Raw genomic sequence first — 20,215 nt, forward strand, 5'->3', positions numbered from 1 at the left:
GCTCGCCACCCTCCCCACAAGGGGAAGGGTAAGACCAGCGCTCAAGGTCTCACCTGTCCCGACCCGCGCACACGGTATTTGAACGACGTCAGCTGTTCGACGCCCACCGGTCCGCGCGCATGCATCTTGCCGGTGGCGATGCCGATCTCGGCGCCCATGCCGAATTCGCCGCCGTCGGCGAACTGCGTCGATGCGTTGTGCAGCAGGATCGCCGAATCGATCTCGTTGAAAAACCGCTCGACGGCTTGCGCATCCTCGGCGACGATCGCCTCGGTGTGATGCGAGGAAAACGTCTCGATATGCTCGATCGCACCACCGATACCGTCGACCAGTTTTACCGCGATGATGGCATCGAGATACTCGGTGATCCAGTCGGCATCGGTCGCCGGTTTGGCGTCGAAAAACACTTTCAGCACCTCGGCATCGGCATGGATTTCGCAGCCGGCGGCGCGAAGTGCATCAAGGATCGGCACCAGATGCGTGGAGGCAACCGCCCGGTCGACCAGCAGCGTCTCTGCGGCACCGCAGACGCCGGTGCGTCGCATCTTGGCGTTGACGGCGATCCTGACAGCCATATCGAGCTTGGCGGAACGGTCGATGTAGAGATGGCAGATGCCTTCGAGATGCGCGAAGACCGGGACCCGCGCCTCGGCCTGCACCCGTCCGACCAGGCTTTTGCCACCGCGCGGGATAATGACGTCGAGGTTGCCGCCCAACCCCTTCAGCATTTCGCCGACGGCGGCGCGGTCGGTGGTCGGCACCAGCTGGATGGCATCCTCCGGCAGGCCCGCTTGCTTCAGCCCTTCGACCAGGCAGGCGTGGATGGCGGCGGAAGAATTGAGCGAATCCGAACCGCCGCGCAGGATCACCGGATTGCCGGCTTTGAGGCACAGCGCGCCGGCATCGGCGGTGACGTTCGGGCGGCTCTCATAGATGACGCCGACGACGCCGAGCGGCGTGCGCACGCGCTCGATATGCAAACCGTTCGGCCGGTCCCACTGCGCGATCACGTCGCCAACCGGATCCCGCAGCGCGGCGATTTCGCGGATGCCGTCGGCCATGGCGCGGATGCGCGCCGGATCGAGCTTCAGCCGGTCCATGAAGGAGGTGGAAAGCCCGGATTCATGACCATTCGAAACATCGATGGCGTTGGCGTCGAGAATGTCCTGCTCACGGGCCACAATCGCCTCGGCCATGGCCAGCAGTGCGGCGTTCTTGGCGGCGGTTGTGGCAATGGCCAGCGGCCGGGCGGCAGCGCGGGCGCGCCGGCCGATATCGGCCATCAGCGCGACAGTGTCATCCCCGGATTTTTCATGCAGTTTCAGCATGGCTCATCCTCCGCTTACATCGCCACCGACCGTGACTTGGTCACCGGCCCCTGTTTGGTCGCCGGCCCGTACTTGGTCACCCGAATGGCTCACCACAAGGTCATCGCGGTGGATCATCGCCGAACGCGCCTCGTAGCCGAGCACGGTTTCGATCTCGGCCGTCTTCAGGCCCGCGATCCTTACGGCATCGGCGGCATCATAGGCAACCAGCCCGCGCGCGATCTCGCGGCCCTCGGGCGACAGGATCGCCACCGTGTCGCCGCGCGAGAAATTGCCGCTGACCAGCTTGACGCCGGCCGGCAGCAACGATTTGCCCGACAGCAGCGCGCCGATGGCGCCGGCATCGACCGTAAGCCGGCCGGCCGGCTCGAGCTGGCCGGCGATCCAGGTTTTGTAGCCCTTGACCGGGTTGCTGCTCGGCCGAAAGAAAGTAGCGCGCTCGCCGCGTTCGATCGCCATCAGCGGCGACAGCCGAGTGCCCGACGTGATGATCATCGCGGTGCCGGCGGCGGTGGCGATCTTGCCGGCATCGAGCTTCGTGCGCATGCCGCCGCGCGACAGCTCGGAAGCGGCCGCACCCGCCATCGCCTCGATATCAGGCGTGATGCGGTCGACCACCGGAATGAATTTGGCGTTGGGGTCGCGCGCCGGCGGCGCGGTGTAGAGCCCGTCGATGTCGGAAAGCAGCACCAAAAGATCGGCGCCCATCATGGTGGCGACGCGGGCCGCCAGCCGGTCATTGTCGCCGTAGCGGATTTCGGAAGTCGCCACCGTGTCGTTCTCGTTGATGACCGGCACTGCCTTCATCTTCAAGAGTGTCGAGATCGTCGCCCGCGCGTTGAGATAGCGGCGGCGCTCCTCGGTGTCGCCGAGCGTCAGCAGGATCTGGCCCGATTTCAGGCTGCCCTTGCCGAGCGCGTCCGACCAGGCGCCGGCCAGCGCGATCTGTCCCACGGCTGCCGCCGCCTGGCTCTCCTCCAGTTTCAGGGCTCGCTTGCCGAGGCCAAGGATGGTGCGGCCAAGCGCGATGGCGCCGGACGAGACGACGAGGATTTCAGCGCCGCCCTGGGCCAGCCCGGCAATGTCGTCGGCGAGCGAAGCCAGCCAGTCGCGCTTCAGGCCCGTCGCGCGGTCGACGAGCAGCGCCGAGCCGATCTTGACGGTGATGCGCCGATATTTTCTCAGCGACTGCATGACCCTATTTGTCCCAGCGCGTCTCGACCGGCGCCGCGATCTGCGCGCGCGCCTCAGCAATCACCGCCATCAGCGCCCGCTGCACCGCCTCGACGCCCTCGCCGGTGACCGCCGACAACAGCATCGGCGCGCGGCCGGCAGCGCGTTTCAGCGAGGCGACCTTCTTCTTGCGCGCATCGGCGTCGAGCGTGTCGACCTGGGAAAGCGCCAGGATCTCGACCTTGTCGGTGAGGCCATGGCCATAGGCGTCGAGCTCGGCTCGCACGGTCTTGTAGGCCTTGCCCGGATTTTCCTCCTGCGCCGAAACCAGATGCAGCAGCACACGCGTGCGCTCGACGTGGCCAAGGAAGCGATCGCCGATGCCGACGCCCTCATGCGCGCCTTCGATGAGGCCCGGAATGTCGGCGATGACGAATTCGCGCGCGTCGATGCGGGCAACGCCGAGGCCGGGATGCAGCGTCGTGAACGGATAGTCGGCGATCTTCGGCTTGGCTGCGGTGACCGCCGCCAGGAATGTCGACTTGCCGGCATTGGGCAGCCCGACCAGCCCGGCATCGGCGATCAGCTTCAGCCGCAGCCAGATGTTGAGCTCTTGCCCCGGCAGGCCGGGATTGGCGCGGCGCGGCGCCTGGTTCGTCGAGGTCTTGAAATGCTGGTTGCCGAAACCGCCATTGCCGCCCTTGGCCAGCAGAAAGCGCTGTCCGACCACGGTCAGGTCGCAGATCAGCGTCTCGTTGTCTTCTTCGAACACCTGCGTTCCGGCCGGCACTTTCAGCGTGACGTCGGCGCCCTTGGCGCCGGTCATGTTGCGGCCCATGCCGTGGACGCCGGTCTTGGCCTTGAAATGCTGCTGATACCGGTAGTCGATCAGCGTGTTCAGCCCGTCGACCGCCTCCAGCCAGACATCGCCGCCGCGGCCGCCGTCGCCGCCATCCGGCCCGCCGAACTCGATGAATTTTTCACGCCGGAACGACACCGAACCGGCGCCGCCGTCACCGGAGCGGATGTATACCTTGGCTTGATCGAGAAATTTCATGAGATTGTACAGTTTCTACTAGTGGCTTTGCGGCATTGCTCTAAACCTTGGCCCTTGCTCTAAACCAAGGCGCGGCGAAGGGCGAGGCCGTTTTGTGACAATGGCCATGTGGGGTTGGCCGGAGAGACGTCGGAATGAAGCTTGTAACCTACAACATCCAGTACGGCATCGGCCTCGACGGGCAGTACGATGTCGGGCGCATCGCCGATGCCGTGCGCGGCGCCGACGTGATCGCTTTGCAGGAGGTGACCCGCAACAATCCTCGGAATGGCGGCCGCGACATGGTCGCCGAGATCGGCGAGGCGCTGCCCGACTATTTCGCCGTCTATGGCAGCAATTTCGAGGCCAATATCGGTTCGCACATCGACAACGGCCGTGCCGTCACGAAAACCTTCCAGCTCGGCAACATGGTGCTGTCTAGGACGCCCATTCATCTGTCGCGCAACCTGCTTTTGCCGCGCAGCCGCAGCTTCGAGATGATGAACTTCCAGCGCGGCGCGCTGGAAGCGCTGATCGAGACGCCGCTTGGTTTCATCCGCTTCTATTCCATCCATCTCGATCACCGCAGCCCCCTCGAACGCGCCAGCCAGATCCAGTTCCTGCGCCAACGCATGCTGAACTATGCGCTCGAAGGCGGAGCACTGTCCGGCGTCGCCGAGATCGGCCTGCCGGAACTGCCGCATCCCGAAGCCTTTGTCGGCATGGGCGATTTCAACATGCTGGCCGGCTCACCCGAATATGTCGAACTCGCCGGCCGGCCGGACCATGAATTCGGCATGCCGCTGACCGCCGACTTCGCCGTCGATGCCGCCTTGCGGCTGAACGCCACCGGCGACGATCTCATCAGTTGGGTCGATCCCAAGCAACCCACCGATCCCAGCCGGCACAAGCGCATCGATTATATCTTTACCAGCGCTTCGCTTGCCAGATCCCTGCAGCGTCTGTGGGTCGACCGAAAGGCAGTCGGCTCGGACCATCTGCCGGTGTGGGTCGAACTGGGCTGATGGCCATTCATCTGGCGGCGTTTTCGCGTTCGACGATCGCCATCATGATCGTATCGCGGTATTCCCCGTCGACATGGACGGCATCGCGCTGCACGCCCTCCCTGACAAACCCGACCTTGTCGTAGAGAGAGATGGCGCGAGCATTGTCGGAATGCACGGAGAGTTCGATGCGGACGAAACCGGCCCTGCGCGCTTGCGCCAAGGTTGCATTGATGAGCCGCAGTCCAAGCCCTCGCCCCCGATAGGGAGGAACAATCCCCATCCCGAGGGAGCCGCGATGGGCATGGATGAGCCGATCATGGCGTGAGATGTCGCACCAGCCGACGACCTCGCCACGAACAACGGCCACGAACCCCGGATCGCCTCTCCCGATACGATCCATTGCGAAACTTCTGACTTGATCCAGCGGTGGCGCCTCAAGGAAGGACAAGTACTTTCGCTCACGCGCTACGACATCGAGCGCGCGATGAAAGCTTTCGATATCCCCAGGCGTCATCGGCGCGATCGCGGCCGTTTCAATATCGCTGCTGTCGACCATTGGTTTGACCGTCGTCATCCATCAGAAATGCACCCAGTTCCGCAGGCTGGTCCAGGTCTTGCGATCGAGCCGGTAGCGCTCGACGGGAACCTGGCCGGCGACGATCGAGTTCAGCATGCCCTGGCCGGCATACTGGAACCCGCACTTGTGGATGACGCGGCGCGAGGCCGGATTGATGACCCGCGTCGAGGCATGCAGGACCTGGATCGACGTCCTCTGGAAGGCGAGATCGACCAGCGCGTGCGCTGCTTCCGTCGCATAGCCCTTCTTCCAGTGCGGCTCGCCGATCCAGTAACCGAGCTCCAGCCCGCGATCGGTGGTGTTGAGGCCGGCGCAACCGACGAAGGTGTCGGTGCCGGCCAGCGTCAGGGCATAAGCAATGCCGGCCCGGCGCGATTTGGTCATGGCCAGGAAAGCGCGCGCCTCGGCCTCGCCATAGGGGTGCGGCATGCGTGCCAGCATTTCGGCGACATGGCGGTTGTCGGCAAGCTCGACCAGCTGCGCGATATCGCCCTCGTGGGGCGCCCGCATCACCAGCCGCTCGGTGACCAGCACCGGGCAGTCTATCGCGTAACTTTCGTCTTCTGAGTCTTCCGCTTCGGCAACCATTTGAAAGTCCTCCAGGCACAAGAAAAAGGGGAGATGGAAACCCATCTCCCCTGATCCTTTTCCTGGCTTTGCCAGACACCGGTTCCCGAGATGGGCGCCGGTGTTCTAGTGCGGAACCGGCTACTCCGCGGCTTTGGCAATCGGGTTGACCGATACGTAGGTTCGGCCGTTGGCTTTTTTGTTGAACGTCACGGCGCCGGTCTCGAGCGCAAAAAGCGTATGGTCCGTGCCCATGCCGACATTGACGCCGGGATGCCACGTGGTGCCGCGTTGACGAATGATGATGTTGCCCGGGATGACGGCTTCGCCGCCGAACTTCTTCACGCCCAGACGCTTGGAATGCGAGTCGCGACCGTTGCGCGACGAGCCGCCAGCTTTCTTGTGTGCCATCTAACTAACTCCGTTGCGCCGCAAGGCGCCTAAAAGGCCTTATGAACGCGTTCGCGTTCCGTTTCAAGTCCGATCCGGCGACCTGGTCGCCAGAAAATTACTTCGCCGCCAATTCCTTGGCCTGCTCGCGCCAGTCCTTGATCTGGTCGGCGCTGAAGGGCATGTGCTCGTCGATCTTGGCGACATCCTTGTCGGTCAGCTTGGCGAGCTGCGCGAAGGTGATGATGCCCTGCTCGTTGAGATCCTTGGCTGCGACCGGGCCGATGCCCTTGATCACGGTCAGATCGTCCGGCTCACCCTTGGGCGCCTTGAACAGCGGCGCTGCCGCGGTCTCGGCTGCCTTTGTCTCGGCTGCCTTGGCCTTGGGCTCCTTCTTCGGCGCGGCTTCCGCCTGCACCTCGGTGGCGGCCTCGGCCTTCACCTTCTTCGGCGCCTTGACCGCTGCCGTCTTCGTCGGCTTGGCGCCACCCAGCAGGATCTCGGAGATCCGCACGGTGGTCAAAAGCTGGCGATGGCCGATCTTGCGGCGCGAATTCTGCCGGCGGCGCTTCTTGAAGGCGATGACGGTGCGGTTCTTGCCCTGCTCGACGACTTCGGCGGTGACCACCGCGCCGTCGACGAACGGCGCGCCGAACGTGACATTCTCGCCTTCGCCATGTGCGAGGACGTGGCCGATCTCGACCATATCGCCGACAGCGGCTTCGAGTTTTTCGATCTTCAGGAGATCGTTGGCGGCAACGCGATACTGCTTGCCACCCGTTTTAATGACTGCGAACATTTTTTGCCTTTCGCTGTTCGGTCGGCCTTGATGAGCCGCCTCTGGCGGTTCAGCCGTCTTTTTGTCAGTCTGCGGGTTCAAAAAACAAGCGGCGCGGAAGAACCCTCCACGCCGATTGCGCGCTGTCCCTAACCGAAGGTTGAGTGCGAGTCAAGGCAAACAGCTGTTGTCGGGACTGTTGTTGGCGGCCGAAGGATCGAGCGTGTCAGCACGACTGCACGACGTGACCGTCGTCGAGGCAAGCACGCGTGACTGGTTACCAACCTACCCAGGCCTCGCCGCCGCTGAACCGTCGCGAATCCGCTGCTTGCCCGGCAAGCCAAATAACTGACGGATTGGCCTTGTAACCTGCCCGTTCAGCCGTTATCTAGTGCGCCGCGCCGGCAACGGCCGACCATGACCGCGGAGAGGTGGCAGAGTGGTCGAATGCACCGCACTCGAAATGCGGCATGGGTGCAAGCCCATCGGGGGTTCGAATCCCTCCCTCTCCGCCATTTAGCTTCCATAAAAATCCTTTCCTTTCAAAAGCTTCCTTGTTGCGCTTGACCAGCACGAAGCGAAACATATCTTAGACTGTGTAACAAACTGTGTAACATTAGAGAAAGATAATGCGACGTTCCGCAGCGCCAAAGCCGCATAAACGTGAAGGCATCTGGTATCTCGTCCGCAGGGTGCCGAAGGAATTCGCGGCGTTTGATCGCCGCTGCCTAGTACGCATTTCCACGGGCGTCGCCGTGGCTGACGATCCCCGCGGTGTACGGGCGCGAGATGCAGTGCAAAGCCTCGGCGCGGGGCTGGAGGCGTATTGGCGTAGACTGCGGGAAGGCCAATCCGCCGAGGCGGGGCTGCGTTTCGAAGCCGCGAGGAAGCGCGCGCGGTCATTTGGATTGGCCTATCGCACTAACGAGGAACTAGCAGCGGGGCCGCTCGACGAACTCATGGCCCGTATCAAGCTGCTCCTCGACAAAAAATCGATCGAGGACGCGCAGGACGTCTCGGCCGTCATGGGTGGGGAGAAGCGGCCAGCGGTCCGCCTGAGCGGTCTTATCAAGGAATTCGAGACGATCGAGCAACAGAACTTGCTGACCATGTCGCCCAACCAAATCAAGAAATGGCGTAACCCCAAAAAGCGCGCAGTTGCCAATCTGGTTGGAGTCATTGGCGACAAGGAGATCGCAAGCCTCACTCGGGACGACGCAATCGCGTTCCGCGAGTGGTGGCAAAAGCGGATCGTTGAGGATGGACTTGATATCGGTACGGCCAACAAGGACATCGGCCATGTTTCGAAAATGCTGCGCGTCGTCGATCTGACTCACCAGCTCAAGCTGGAGCCGGTTTTTCGAAACCTGCGTCTTTCCGGCGCCGTCCCCGGGCAACGCGCTGCGTTCACAGCGGAGTTCATTCAGGAGAAGATACTCGCTGAAGGCGCGCTCGACGGACTCAATGACGAAGCCCGCCATCTAATCTATGTGATTGCCGATACCGGACTCAGGCTTTCTGAAGCGGCAAACCTCACCACCGAAACAATCCACCTCGATCGAGAAATCCCGCATGTGCGGGTGCGCCCCAATGGCCGTCGCTTGAAGACCGGTCATTCAGCCCGTGACATTCCCTTGGTTGGCGGCGCACTTGCAGCCATCAAGCTCCATCCGGACGGCTTTCCTCGTTATCGCGACAAGGCCGCGTCACTTTCAGCGCTCGTCAACAAGGTGCTCGCCAGCAAGGAACTTCTGCCGACTTCCGAGCATAGTCTTTATAGCCTGCGACACACTTTCGAGGACCGGCTGACGGCAGTTGAGGCGCCGGAGAAGGTAATTGCTTCTCTGATGGGCCACAAATGGATCCGGCCCAAATACGGCGCGGGACCTTCGTTAGCGCAAAAGCGCGAGTGGCTCCAAAAAATCGCTTTTACCCCGCCCGGGCGAATGTGATTGCGGCGCCATCCAGGCCTTGAGAACCAACCTCACGGCTCCAGCTGTCCGAGCCATTTAGGTTGAGCGTGGCCAGCACGCGCTGCGCTCGCTCGCGATTTCCGAGCTTCCGCCGCATTTGTTCGACCTCGTATTCCAGCCTTTCGAAGGTCGGTATATAGGCATCTCCATGCCGGATGACCAAGTAGGCGGCAACAGCTAGACACCATTCTAGCTCCGTGGCCGATGGATCGGAAAAAGGGGCGACGCCATACCAAGACGAGCAACGCCTCTCGAGGGCTTCCGAACTAGGCAAACGGCCAGCATGTGGCATGGGAAAGAAACCTATGCCTGATCGACGAACCTAAAGTGCTCACGAAGCTTGACCGGTACGCGGGCCATCGGAGGGTTCTGCCTAAAACCGCCAAAAATTTTGAAACACCCATTCATCCGGCTCGAATTCAAAGGGATCGGCGATTTTTGGGTTATGGCTTGCAAGCATAGTTCAGCCCAGACAAGAACGCCTGATATCTTGTCGTGCACTGTCACCCTGCCAAATATGGTGCCGGCGACAACGGCAGTTTGGCGAGCAGAAGAATTCCCGAGACTGAGACGTTCTACGGCTTGGCCCATGTTCGCGCTCCTCCTCGATTGGAGACAGGATGGGCCATATGGAAGCGAATAAAAGGAGGTTGGTGACGAGTCTCGGTAGTGGAGTAGAAACGGGTGGAAAAGCTTGCGCTATTCGCCATCGGCGCCGCTAAGCGCATTTGAGAGAAGGGGCAGCGATCGCCAAGAGATGACGTCCGATCGCAAGCCGGCTAGAAATGCGACAGTGACGCGCCTTTTTTGGCACGACCTTAGCACCCGATCGGGCCTCAGCTGGTCGTCGTTGCGCAGCCGATCGGGTGCGATTTTTATAAAGCTCTCTTGGCTTTAGCTTTGAGAGCCCGTCATCGAGACAAATGCAAGGGAACGGTCCGCCCCCTGGGGACATTCGACATGCCGTGGCAGCTTCCTATGGTGAGCCAGCGCATTCCGATACACGTTTTCCGCGCTCTACCGTTGCTCCAGCACCTGTGCTGAGGCTGAGCGCTTGATCAGGACCCGACCGCTGCTGTTGCGGGATGGTGACTGGGTTGAGGTCGCGAAGACCTTGACCGCGGGTACGTTGTTCATCCCGATGAGCGCTGAGCCGAGAAGCAGCCAAGAACGCTTCCCGTAATCGAATCCTACGGGAACCGCGAAACCAGCGTCCAAAGGACGCAATTCTCCGACGTCGTTCACTCAAGCTCATCTCGCAACTTGAACGCTTGTATGAAGCCGCTGCATGTGCGCCGGTGGACCGGATTGCTGCTATCCAAACCACGTGCTCAGTTTCGCCCCCGTAATAACTCTACCGTCCGAAACGGCTTTCGCGCGTCAGGTCCACCCCACATGAAAGTTCCGCGAGCAGCACGGACGGAGAGGCCGGTCACAACTCCTTCGCGTGCTCTTTTACTACCGAATCAAGTGCCAAATGGAGAGGCACTGCCTTAGAGAACAGGAAGCCCTGCGCGGTTCTGCAGCCAAGCTTGTACAGAGTTTGCCGATCTGCCTCTGTTTCAACGCCCTCGGCCATGACCTCGATCCCGAGCGTCCTACCAAGATCAATCACCGCTTTGACAAGCAGCCGATTCTCCCGGGACTTGGCTAAGCCGCGAACGAAGCCCTGATCTATTTTCACCTTCCTGATCCGACTGTCCTTGAGCGATGCCAACGTCGAAAAACCGGTGCCGAAGTCATCGAGCGCGATAGAAATGCCAGCATGTGAAAGCCGGGCGAGCTTTTCATCCACTCTGTCCGGATCCACTGGGGCTTCTTCGGTAATCTCGATGTCGAACATCGTTGCAGGGAGGTCTTTTGCCGCCAGACCATTAAGAATCATCTCGTCAATATCGCCAGCTTCCAACTCGCACGGTGAAACATTCATCGCCACACGAACATCACGACGGTCAGCTTTGACCAAGCCCTCGATAAGAGCGCAACAGTCGGCGAATACCGTTTGAGTTAGCAGCTGAAGCATTCCAGTTTCGCGTGCCGCTGTCATGATCTCGGGCGGAGAAATGGGACCGTGAAGCGGGTGAGACCATCTTAGCAAGGCTTCAAAACTGACGACGGCTTCAGTTTCGAGTCTTACGATTGGCTGAAACCAAGCGACCAAGCTTCTCATCGTTATCGCCGAATGAAGATCGCGTTCGATTGACTGGCGGCGTTGCAACTCCCGGGCTAGCTCGGCATCGAACAGACAAAATTCATTCCTGCCGCGGCGCTTAGCTGTGTAAAGGGCGATGTCGGCCCGCAACAACATTTCCGTTAGTCCGGGGTTTTCAGCCAAGTAGATTCCTATAGACGCTCCAATGCGGACTGATGCGATCCCAGGATAGGGGCGAGCAAGCTTGGCTATGAGATTGGACGCGAGATTGGTGGGAGAAGGAGAATTCTTTCGCGAAGAAAAAACCAGCACGAATTCATCCCCACCGATGCGGGCGAGCGTTGAGCCCTCCGGTGCTTCTTCCTCTATTCGGCGGGCGATCCTGGCAAGCAGCTCGTCACCCGTTCTGTGACCGTAGGTATCGTTGACAGATTTGAACCCGTCCAGATCAATCAGCATGGCCACAAAGGGTCCATCGGTGTTCTCAAACTGATCGATTGCATGTTCGAGGCCCCGCCTGTTGAGGAGCGCGGTAAGATGGTCCTCCCTGGAATTGCGCTCCATTTCCGCGGCAAGCCGCTCGGCTTGATGTCTCAGGCGGCTCGCGTCACGGAAGCGCGCTTGTCCAACGAACGAGGATCGAACCAGGCCGCCCTCGAAAAGCAGGACGGCAAAAGCCAGAATGTAGTTTTCCGGGGCTCCCTTCGTCAGCAAACATGCGGCGGCAATGAGGAGTGGCGGTGTGATGAAGCATATCGCTGCCGCAGCATATGAGCTGCCGTACGTGACCGCGCCAGCTGAAATGCCCGCCAGAATTATTAGATGCAGCGATGCTTGAGACGTCGTGTATCCAGCCGTTAGGACGGCAAGGAATGACCAGGTGAATCCCGCCAGAAGAGCAAGCCTGCCAAACCAGCGAAGCCGCAGCCAAACCCGTGTCAGATCATCCTGGACTCCGGGTTCCTTCAGCTGATGACGGGCGAGTGCAAGGCGGGCGGCATTTATCGCATTAACGACCGAAAACCAGGCCGCGCCAGCAAGACCGTTCCCGGAAAGGGCCTGCACGGTCAAAATCAGCCCGGACAGCACAATGCTTATCGGCATTGAGACGAAAAGGCCTGCCCTCAGATCAGCGAGCTGGTCCTGAAGGATTCTCGCCTCCAGCGGATCTTCTTTTTCCAAGGCTGGACGGGTCAGCTTGCTTACTCCTGCTTGTCCGCAGCCTATGCAGCCCCCCTGAAGGACGGGTTAATTCTTCAATCGGAGATCAGCGTCGGGGAGCAGGATTACTCCGGTGCATCATGCACTCTCTCATCGCTCGCCCAGCACGCGCAAAAATGCGACTGCTGGTGCAGTATCACCGCTGGAGCTCCGCCGAAATCCCATGCCGGACAAGGGGAACATGTTGGGCAAAGCGAAGCCCCAGATGCCTTGCAAGCCGTGCCGCCAGGTGGTCTCTGGAGTAGAGTCCAACCAATATGTTCGTTGCATGGTAGAGCGGCGCCGCCGACAGGCGCAGCCGCCTTTCGTATATATGCAGCATGTCGGGGTCGCCAACATTGCGGCCGTCGCGGCACGCAGTCATGATTCCACGGGCGAGTTGCTTCTGGCTGCTGAGACCGATGTTGAATCCGTGAGCGGTCACCGGGTGCATGCCGATGGCAGCGTCGCCGATGAGTGCGGCGCTCGGCGCCCGGAATTTGTGCGCCCAGGTCGTGACCAGCGGATAGGTGTGGCGCTTGCTTGCCAAGGTCATTTTTCCAAGGCGCCCTCGACACCGTTTCGTCAACTCCGACAGGAACAAATCATCATCGAAGGCAAGCAGTCTATAGGCCTCGTTTGAGCGCAATGTGAGCAGCAGCGACGACATGCCCTCCGCGAGGGGCAATATCGCTATCGTCTGATGGTGATCGAACCATTCGATGGCGATCTGGTGGTGGGCGCGCTCGTGCCTCACTCGGCAAATCAGCATCGAGTGGCCAAGCCGGTTGATATCGGCGCCGATGCCTAGCAGATCACGCGTGGCGGACAAACGCGAATCCGCGGCAACAACCAGCCGAGCAGTTAAACGCGCGCCATTAGAGAGCGTTACGACTGCTCCTTCTTGGCTGTTTGTTGCATCGACGACCGAGTGGCCGCACAACAGCCGGGCGCGATCCTGCAAGCGGACGATTTTGAACAGCGCCTCGCGGATCCGGCAATTTGGAACCAAAACCCCCAGCGGTTCTCCAGAGTTGCTGGGAGGATCGAAACGAAGAGCGAATGCGCTCGAGCCGTTGAGCACGCGCGCGCCTTGAAGTGCTGATTTGTCCGAAGCCGGGATGACATCCCAGGCGCCGAGCTCGCGAAGGGTTCTGATCGAAGCGTTGGTCAGCGCGATTTCGCGACCATCGAAAGCCGGATTCGCCAGACTATCGAATGTGTTCTGTTCAACAACTGCCACCTTGAGTTCGCTTTGGGCAAGCGACGCAGCGAACGAAAGGCCGACCGGGCCGGCTCCAACGACAACGATGTCAAAATTATCGTCAGAGCCCATCAGCGTGCCGCCATCCGGTCGCCTATCCTCGTGTAACGGTGGAACTGAGCCGAGTGACATGAGCTCCGTGCCCGCCGCATTGCCTAAAGGCGCTGGGCCGGGAGATTCGCATCGATCGGCAACGAAGCACTCAAAGCGCTCAGAGGTGGATGCGGCTAACCGATCCCGCCCTTTCGCCGCGCAGCCGCGCAGATCGCCGCCAGCAAGCGAGACACTCGCGACGCTGGTCAGCGACGGCCGCGCCGCATCGATCGCCACATTCCACCTGGAACCCTTGCGCATACTACTCACGCTCCACGACGTCGAAGCGGGCTCTCTTGCGAGGGTGAGGGTATCGAACGTAGCGCTCTCTCTCGTCATCCCAGCCAAGGTAGCGGAAACTTTTATCCACGACCGCGCATATCTCATCAAGAACCTGCTGCATGGCTTCGATGTCGATGTCCTTGCAATTCAGTCGCCGATAGAGCAAAGCCCACGCGGCGACATAGTCGTCGAAATAGCGCGCGTCACTCGAACCAATGATCAACTTCGGACGGTTGATCGATTTCGAAAACGCACGTCCCAACCCCGATGATGCTCCGCAGCACGTTGACATCACGAGGATCTTCGGCGCTGGATGCGAGCCCTGGAACATTTTTACGAAGTCAGCCCAAAGAAGGCCACTTCGCCCACTGGACGAAGCGATCCCGTCACCATTGCCGTGCCCGGCGATGTGAAGCACGTCGCACTCCGCCTCCATCGCTCGTACTACAGCCTCACCAAATTTCGTTCGGTTCAACGCCATTTGGAGCTCCGCGCGGATGTTGACAGCCTTTAACAAGTGCTGCACGATCGGTCCCTCTTGCCTGTCGGCGAAGTAGTCATTTGCATTGTGGCAGTCGATGATGTGTACGGTGTTCATGGTACTCCAGCCGCTTGTTCGTTCATCGTCGTGACGAGCGGACACCACGCGCGCGGAACCGCGTGACGTGCGCTGGGTTCCGGTACCGTCGCATAGCCTCAAGGCGCGGGCCGGGAATCGGGATGGATCGGCAACGACGCACACAACCCATCAAAGGCGAAAGCTGTTGATCGGCCCCCTGTCCGCGCAAGCCACGCGGATGGTCAGCCAGCAAGCGAGATACACACGACGCCGGTCAGCTAATGGCTGCGCCGTAAGCACAAGGCATGGCCGACCACACGACAGAAAACCCAGAACCGTGAAGGTGCTGATAATGACGACCAATCTTTCCGTAAGTCATGCATTTCTCCGTCGAAGACTGGTCAATAGACCACGCCGATGAGTATGACCCTGATCTGGATCAGCCAGACATGACCAATCGGCACTGGCGGTTCACGGTCAGGTGATCGACCGTGACGTTCCACTTTGGAACCCGTGCGCACATTGCCAAGCTCTCGTCCGGCCACGCGAGGTACTCTCGTGGCATCACACGCCTCATACTGGGTGCAATGGGAGGCAGTCCTTCGCACGACAGAGGCTTTTCACAAATGTAGTGTGCAGCTTAGGTCAAGATGGTCATGGAGCATGGAGCATGGAGCATGGAGCATGGAGCATGGACAGCTTGTTCCCGACCGAGCCGGCTCGACTGACGAGCGCGATCCGCGCATCTTATGCACAGCGGATTGAAATCAGCGTTCCGGTTTGTCGTCCCGATCAATTAGTATCCGCTCGGCGGCTCCGTCGAGATCTTCGTATTGACCGCTTCGCAATGCCCAGACGAAGCCGGACACACCCAGTGCACCCAGAAAAAGGGCCACTGGTATGAGATAGAGCAACGTCGTCACGAGGATTATGCCGAATAGCTGACTGCGGAGCGTCCGACTTTTTGAATAACTTGCAGCGTCGCATTCGCCCCGAAGCCGTGCAAGCGCAATGCGTTTCCAATAACAAGCACCGATGAGGCAGACATGGCAATCGCCGCTAACAAAGGCGTGGCGTGGCCCAGGATGGCGATCGGCACGGCGACGGCATTGTAGACGATCGCAATCGCGATGTTCTGGCGGATCAGGTGTCCCGCCTTGCGCGAGACGTCCAGCGCGAGAGGCACTGCCAGAAGGCTTTCGCGCAGGAATACGAAGTCGGCGGCATTGCGGCCAATGTCGGCGGCGGTGGCCGGAGCGATCGAGACATGCGCCGCGCTCAGCGCCGGCGTGTCGTTGAGGCCGTCGCCAACCATCAGAACCTTGTGTCCGTCTTTCGCCAGGGTCTCGATGCGCTCGACCTTGCCCGACGGCAGCAGGCACGGAACGAAGTCCTCGACACCCAGCATTCTTGCAACTTCACCGCAGGCACCTGCGGTATCGCCCGACAGCATTTGCATCGACACCCCAGTATCGTTCAATCGCTTGATCGCCGCCGCCGCGTCGGCGCGCAGCGCATCCTCGAAATCGAAGGTCGCGACAATGAACCCGTCTTTTGTCAGCACCGTTCCGCCATAGCCATGGTTGCCTTCACCACCGGTCCGGGCCTTCCATCCAGCCCATCCGCGTCGACCCAGCCGCCAGATGCTTCCGGCGACAGTGGCTTCGATCCCGAACCCCGGATGCTCTGTGACGGCATCGAATTTGTGTTGCCCGCCAGGAGCGGCAAAGCCGGTTATGGCCTTTGAAAACGGGTGACGCGAGTGCGCGGCCATGTCTGCCGCGATTGCCAGCATGGCCGGATCGATCGACGATGCATTGAGGAGCCGGGGTTGTCCGAGCGTGAGCGTTCCGGTCTTGTCGAACACTGCGTTATCAATCGTCGCCAGGCGCTCCATGGCCGAACCGTCCTTGACCATGATGCCGTTCTCGAACAGACGCCGCGCGGCGACCACCTGAACGATCGGTACGGCGAGGCCGAGCGCGCACGGGCAGGTGATGATCAGAACGGCAATGGCGATCGTCATCGCCCGGTGCCAGTCGCCCGTCGCCGCCATCCAACCCAGGAATGTCACGAAGGCGGTGAGATGAACCACGGGCGCGTAGAGTGCCGACACGCGATCAGCGATGCGGCGATAGTGCGCGCGACCGCCCTCTGCGGCTTCCATCAGCCGAACCATTTCGGCGAGGAACGAATCCTTCGCGGCGGCGGTCGCCTCGATCGTCAGCGGGCCGGTAAGATTGAGCACGCCGGCCTGCACGGCTTCGCCCGGCGCCACGTTTTTCGGCGCGCTTTCGCCTGAGGCCAGCGAGCAGTCGAGATCAGACGCTCCGTGGATGATCTTGCCGTCGACGGGGATCCTTTCACCGGCCGCGATCAGCAGCTGCATCCCCGGTTCGATCTCGCCAACCGGCAGATAGTCGCGCGCGCCATCGCCGCGCAGCACCATGGCGCCGCGTGCGGCCAGCTGCGACAGGCCTTTCACCGCGGTGCGGGCACGTTCGCGCATCACGTGATCCAGCGTCCTGCCGATCAAAAGGAAAAAAAGCAGCGAAACCGACGCGTCGAAATAGGCGTGGTCGCCATGGTTGATCGTCTCATAGAGGCTCATGGCGTAAGCGAGCGACACTCCGACCGCGATCGGCACGTCCATGTTCATGCGGCCGTGGCGCAGTGCATTCCAGGCCGAGCGGAAGAAGATGCCGCCGGCGAAGGCGAGCGCTGGGATGGCGATCAATGCGGAGACCCAGTGAAACAGGTCGCGGGTAGCCCCTTCGGCCCCGGACCAGACAGAGACCGAAAGCAGCATGATATTGCCCGCCGCGAACCCGGCAACCGCGACGGCGCGGATCAACTCCGAAAGCGTCCTGTCCTTTTCATCAATCTCGGGGGCGAAGAGATGCGCCTGGTAGCCGAGCCGTCCAAGCGCGGCGACGAACGGTGGAACCTCGTCGCCACGCCAGCGGACCGAGACCCGTTTCGTCGACAGGTTGACGCGGGCGCTCTCGACGCGATCGAGCGTTCCCAACGCCGTCTCGATCGTCTGGATACAAGCTGCGCAATGAACGCTCGGCACCGAAAGATCGGTTTGGCGGAGATCATCTCCAAGCGATCGGCTCGCCAGCCTGATCTCTTGACTAGACGGCAGGACCGACGTGGTGCTGCCCAGATCAAGCGCCATTTCGGCGCCCGGTGCACAACAACTCATTTCAGCGCTCCATGGGAAATCATGATCCTGCGGACTTCGCGGTAGGGCTCGGCCAGACCGGCGTCAGCGTCGACTTCGACGATCCAGACGCCATCCTTCGGCATGTGCTGGGCTGCGAATTCCTGGCCGGAGGCGAGGGCGAGGTTGACCGCCTTGTCCTCTTTCTCGTAGGCGGGATGGCGAAACAGCACCTTGACGCCATGCAAGGCAATCGGCTTGCCGACGGCGTCGGTAAGGCTATAGCGGACCTCGCCCCATGCGATGGTCAGCTTGCCGGTCCAGCCGAGCGCTGCCTGCGCCCGCCCCTCCTCGGCCTTCTTGTTGAACTGCTGGCTCGCCACATAGGTGTTTTCGACGACAAGGCCGGTCCAGCTCGTGTTGGCGAGCGTTGCCATCGTCAGATTGACCGCGATGACCACCCCGAAAAAGGCTAGGATGATGGCCAGCATGTGCCTGCCGGTGAATACGCGGGGTTTTTCAGCGTTAGCGGTCATCTGGCAGTCTCCGGCGCGTTGAAGGTGGCGGTGTATTCGTCCGCCTCGAAGCTCGCCTTGTCCTCGACACGGAACTTGAAGGTCTGCGCTGTGCCCTGGATTTGATCCGCCGGCTGGCGCACGAAGACCTTCAGCATTTTCAGGCGGTCGGGTTCGACCGGAATGGCAAAAGAACGGCCTTCCGGGATGTCGTCGCCGACCACGCTCATCTCGGCGCCCTGCAAGCCTTGAATCGCGACAACGATCGTCCTTGGCTCGGGGATCATGTTGAGCAGCTTGACGGTGTAGCCGTTGCGGATCGAGCCGTCGGACAGCGTGACAAATTGCGGATTGCGATCATGCAGCACGTTGACTTCGAGCCGATCGCGCGTCAGCAGCGAATAGAGCAGACCCAGGCCGATCAGCGACCAGATACCCATGTAGACGTAGGTGCGTGGCCGAAAGATCTTGCGGATATGGAAATGCGCCACCTTGTCGGAGAACAGGCCATCAGCGGTCCTGACCTGCGACGGGTTGACTGAACTGGAGCCGCCCGCGGTCGCCAGCATCATGTTGGCGTTGTAGTCGGACAGTGTCGCATAGGAGATCAGCCCGCGCTCCTTGCCGAGCTTGTCCATGACCCCGTCGCAGGCGTCTATGCACAGCGCGCAGGTGATGCATTCCATCTGCTGGCCATCGCGGATGTCGATCCCCATCGGGCAGACCGCGACGCAGGCATTGCAGTCGACGCAGTCACCGACCGGCAGCCCTGCGGCAAGGACCTTCTTGGCGTGGCGAGAACGCGGTTCGCCGCGCCAGTCATTGTAGGTGACGGTGAGAGAACTTTCGTCGAGCATCGCTGCCTGGATGCGCGGCCATGGGCACATGTAGGTGCAGACCTGCTCGCGCATCAGACCGCCGAACGTGTAGGTGGTAGCCGTCAGCACGGCGACAGTGATGTAGGCGACGGGTGGCGCGGTGCCGGTGAAGAGTTCGCCAACCAGCGTCGGCGCATCGGCAAAATAGAAAATCCAGGCGCCGCCGGTCGCCGCACCGATGACCAGCCAGACGGCGTGCTTCGATAAGCGCAGCATCAGCTTGCGGGCGGTCCAGGGGCCTGCATCGAGTTTCATGCGAGCGTTACGGTCGCCCTCTATCGCACGTTCGACGACGAGGAACAGATCGACCCACACCGTCTGAGGGCATGCATAGCCGCACCAGGCACGGCCGACAGTCGAGGTGATCAGGAAAAGACCGACGCCCGCCATGACCAGGAGGCCGGCCACATAGAAGAATTCCTGGGGCCATATCTCGATGAAGAAGAAGTAGAAGCGCCGGTTCGCGAGATCGAGCAGGACTGCCTGGTCCGGGGCAAATGGACCGCGAGCCCAAGGCAGCCACGCAGCCAGGTAATAGATGCCAAGTGTGATCGTCATCACCAGCCATTTGAAGCGACGAAAGTTGCCCGAGGCGCGCTTCGGAAAGATCTTTTGACGCGCGGCATAAAGCGGCTTGCGGGTTTTGGCGGAATTGACAGTTTCTGTTTCGAGCCCTGTCAACTGCGTCTTGTCACGCATGTGCAACTCCACTTTCCCAGCCAATGTCAGGGGCACCTGTCGTAAAGCCTCGCCGTAGGATAGCCTTGCCGGGTTGTGCAGATCGCATTAGGGATGGTGTCGAGGCCCGGCTCACGCCGGGCCTCGTCCGCTTGGCAGGGGGGACCGAAGAATAGGACCTTCCATTCCTATTCTCCGCCGCCAAGCGAATGGACATAAACTGCAAGTTCCTTGACCTTGATCTCGCCGAGACGGCCAACCCAGGCCGGCATGACGCCCTGTTTTGGCGCACGGACCTGTGCGGCGATGGCTGTCTCACCGGATCCATAGAGCCAGATCGCATCGGTCAGGTCGGGGGCGCCGAATTCCCTGTTGCCTTTTGCATTGTCGCCGTGACAGGCCACGCAATTCTCGGCAAAGACCTTGGCGCCGGGTTGGATCAGACTTGCATCGCGGACCTTGCCGGAAAGGCTGGCCACGTAGGCGCTGACTTGTGCGATCTGGTCGGCGGTAATGATGTCGCCGAAGGCCGGCATTTCCGACAGGCGCGTGTCCGGATCGGATGCGAAGCGGATGCCGTGCGTAATCGTCTGCTGGAT

17 protein-coding genes and 1 tRNA gene are annotated in these 20,215 nt (G+C 61.0%); 3 read left to right on the plus strand and 15 right to left on the minus strand.

Annotation, left to right across the window (positions count from 1 at the left end; genetic code table 11):
* Positions 1-41: 41 nt before the first annotated feature.
* Genes ENZ74_RS03175 through obgE form a run of 3 tightly spaced genes read right to left on the minus strand, consistent with a single transcriptional unit; the run spans position 42 to position 3,558 of the window.
* Positions 42-1,328 carry a glutamate-5-semialdehyde dehydrogenase gene (locus ENZ74_RS03175; protein WP_063169216.1) on the minus strand — a complete coding sequence of 429 codons (1,287 nt, stop codon included), beginning with the start codon at positions 1,326-1,328 and terminating at the stop codon, positions 42-44.
* A 3-nt stretch (positions 1,329-1,331) separates the two neighbouring features.
* Positions 1,332-2,522 carry a glutamate 5-kinase gene (gene proB, locus ENZ74_RS03180; protein WP_013529068.1) on the minus strand — a complete coding sequence of 397 codons (1,191 nt, stop codon included), beginning with the start codon at positions 2,520-2,522 and terminating at the stop codon, positions 1,332-1,334.
* 4 nt (positions 2,523-2,526) lie between these two features.
* Complete coding sequence (gene obgE, locus ENZ74_RS03185; protein ID WP_013529067.1) at positions 2,527-3,558, minus strand: GTPase ObgE; 1,032 nt, start codon at positions 3,556-3,558, stop codon at positions 2,527-2,529.
* A gap of 134 nt (positions 3,559-3,692) precedes the next feature.
* On the opposite strand from obgE, the gene ENZ74_RS03190 reads away from it, so the two are divergent.
* Positions 3,693-4,562, plus strand: coding sequence for an endonuclease/exonuclease/phosphatase family protein (locus ENZ74_RS03190; protein ID WP_013529066.1), 870 nt, complete (start codon positions 3,693-3,695; stop codon positions 4,560-4,562).
* 7 nt (positions 4,563-4,569) lie between these two features.
* Here the strand turns inward: ENZ74_RS03190 and ENZ74_RS03195 are convergent, their stop codons facing one another.
* The 4 genes from ENZ74_RS03195 to ENZ74_RS03210 all read right to left on the minus strand — a co-directional run bounded on the left by ENZ74_RS03195 (position 4,570) and on the right by ENZ74_RS03210 (position 6,877).
* Positions 4,570-5,100 carry a GNAT family protein gene (locus ENZ74_RS03195; protein WP_027163447.1) on the minus strand — a complete coding sequence of 177 codons (531 nt, stop codon included), beginning with the start codon at positions 5,098-5,100 and terminating at the stop codon, positions 4,570-4,572.
* 21 nt (positions 5,101-5,121) lie between these two features.
* The gene (locus tag ENZ74_RS03200; RefSeq protein ID WP_024502874.1) at positions 5,122-5,709 is read right to left on the minus strand and encodes a GNAT family protein; all 588 of its coding nucleotides are present in this window, start codon (positions 5,707-5,709) and stop codon (positions 5,122-5,124) included.
* A 120-nt stretch (positions 5,710-5,829) separates the two neighbouring features.
* Positions 5,830-6,099 (minus strand): 50S ribosomal protein L27, encoded by a 270-nt coding sequence (rpmA, locus tag ENZ74_RS03205; protein ID WP_013529063.1) that lies wholly within the window; start codon positions 6,097-6,099, stop codon positions 5,830-5,832.
* Between the two features lie 97 nt (positions 6,100-6,196).
* A complete protein-coding gene (locus ENZ74_RS03210) occupies positions 6,197-6,877 on the minus strand; it encodes a 50S ribosomal protein L21 (protein WP_013529062.1) in 681 nt (226 codons plus the stop codon).
* 404 nt (positions 6,878-7,281) lie between these two features.
* Between ENZ74_RS03210 and ENZ74_RS03215 the strand changes: the two genes are divergently transcribed.
* Both ENZ74_RS03215 and ENZ74_RS03220 read left to right on the plus strand, forming a co-directional pair.
* Positions 7,282-7,371: transfer RNA gene (locus ENZ74_RS03215), tRNA-Ser, on the plus strand.
* Between the two features lie 114 nt (positions 7,372-7,485).
* On the plus strand, positions 7,486-8,808 hold the full coding sequence (locus ENZ74_RS03220) for an integrase (protein WP_063169217.1): 1,323 nt from the start codon (positions 7,486-7,488) through the stop codon (positions 8,806-8,808).
* Positions 8,809-10,261: 1,453 nt separating this feature from the next.
* Here the strand turns inward: ENZ74_RS03220 and ENZ74_RS03225 are convergent.
* The 8 genes from ENZ74_RS03225 to ENZ74_RS03260 form a co-directional block, all read right to left on the minus strand.
* Positions 10,262-12,163: an EAL domain-containing protein gene (locus tag ENZ74_RS03225; RefSeq protein ID WP_082826564.1), complete on the minus strand. Its 1,902-nt coding sequence runs from the start codon at positions 12,161-12,163 to the stop codon at positions 10,262-10,264.
* Positions 12,164-12,338: 175 nt separating this feature from the next.
* A complete protein-coding gene (gene ubiM / locus ENZ74_RS03230) occupies positions 12,339-13,520 on the minus strand; it encodes a 5-demethoxyubiquinol-8 5-hydroxylase UbiM (protein ID WP_024502870.1) in 1,182 nt (393 codons plus the stop codon).
* Positions 13,521-13,800: 280 nt separating this feature from the next.
* Positions 13,801-14,418, minus strand: coding sequence for a hypothetical protein (locus tag ENZ74_RS03235; RefSeq protein ID WP_063169219.1), 618 nt, complete (start codon positions 14,416-14,418; stop codon positions 13,801-13,803).
* Between the two features lie 728 nt (positions 14,419-15,146).
* Positions 15,147-15,302 (minus strand): cbb3-type cytochrome oxidase assembly protein CcoS, encoded by a 156-nt coding sequence (gene ccoS / locus ENZ74_RS03240; protein ID WP_081714250.1) that lies wholly within the window; start codon positions 15,300-15,302, stop codon positions 15,147-15,149.
* 5 nt (positions 15,303-15,307) lie between these two features.
* On the minus strand, positions 15,308-17,587 hold the full coding sequence (locus ENZ74_RS03245; RefSeq protein ID WP_063169220.1) for a cation-translocating P-type ATPase: 2,280 nt from the start codon (positions 17,585-17,587) through the stop codon (positions 15,308-15,310).
* Positions 17,584-18,081 (minus strand): FixH family protein, encoded by a 498-nt coding sequence (locus ENZ74_RS03250; RefSeq protein ID WP_063169221.1) that lies wholly within the window; start codon positions 18,079-18,081, stop codon positions 17,584-17,586. Before ENZ74_RS03250 ends, ENZ74_RS03245 begins: the two co-directional genes overlap by 4 nt.
* Entirely contained in the window at positions 18,078-19,637 is a 1,560-nt protein-coding gene (gene ccoG, locus ENZ74_RS03255) for a cytochrome c oxidase accessory protein CcoG (protein ID WP_063169222.1), read from the minus strand. Before ccoG ends, ENZ74_RS03250 begins: the two co-directional genes overlap by 4 nt.
* A gap of 167 nt (positions 19,638-19,804) precedes the next feature.
* Positions 19,805-20,215, minus strand: a 411-nt coding sequence (locus ENZ74_RS03260; RefSeq protein WP_127312661.1) for a c-type cytochrome, incomplete at its 5' end; no start/stop codon positions are given.

Origin of the sequence: Mesorhizobium sp. M7A.F.Ca.CA.002.15.2.1 (assembly GCF_003998715.1) — a bacterium.
Classification (GTDB): Bacteria; Pseudomonadota; Alphaproteobacteria; order Rhizobiales; family Rhizobiaceae; genus Mesorhizobium; species Mesorhizobium ciceri.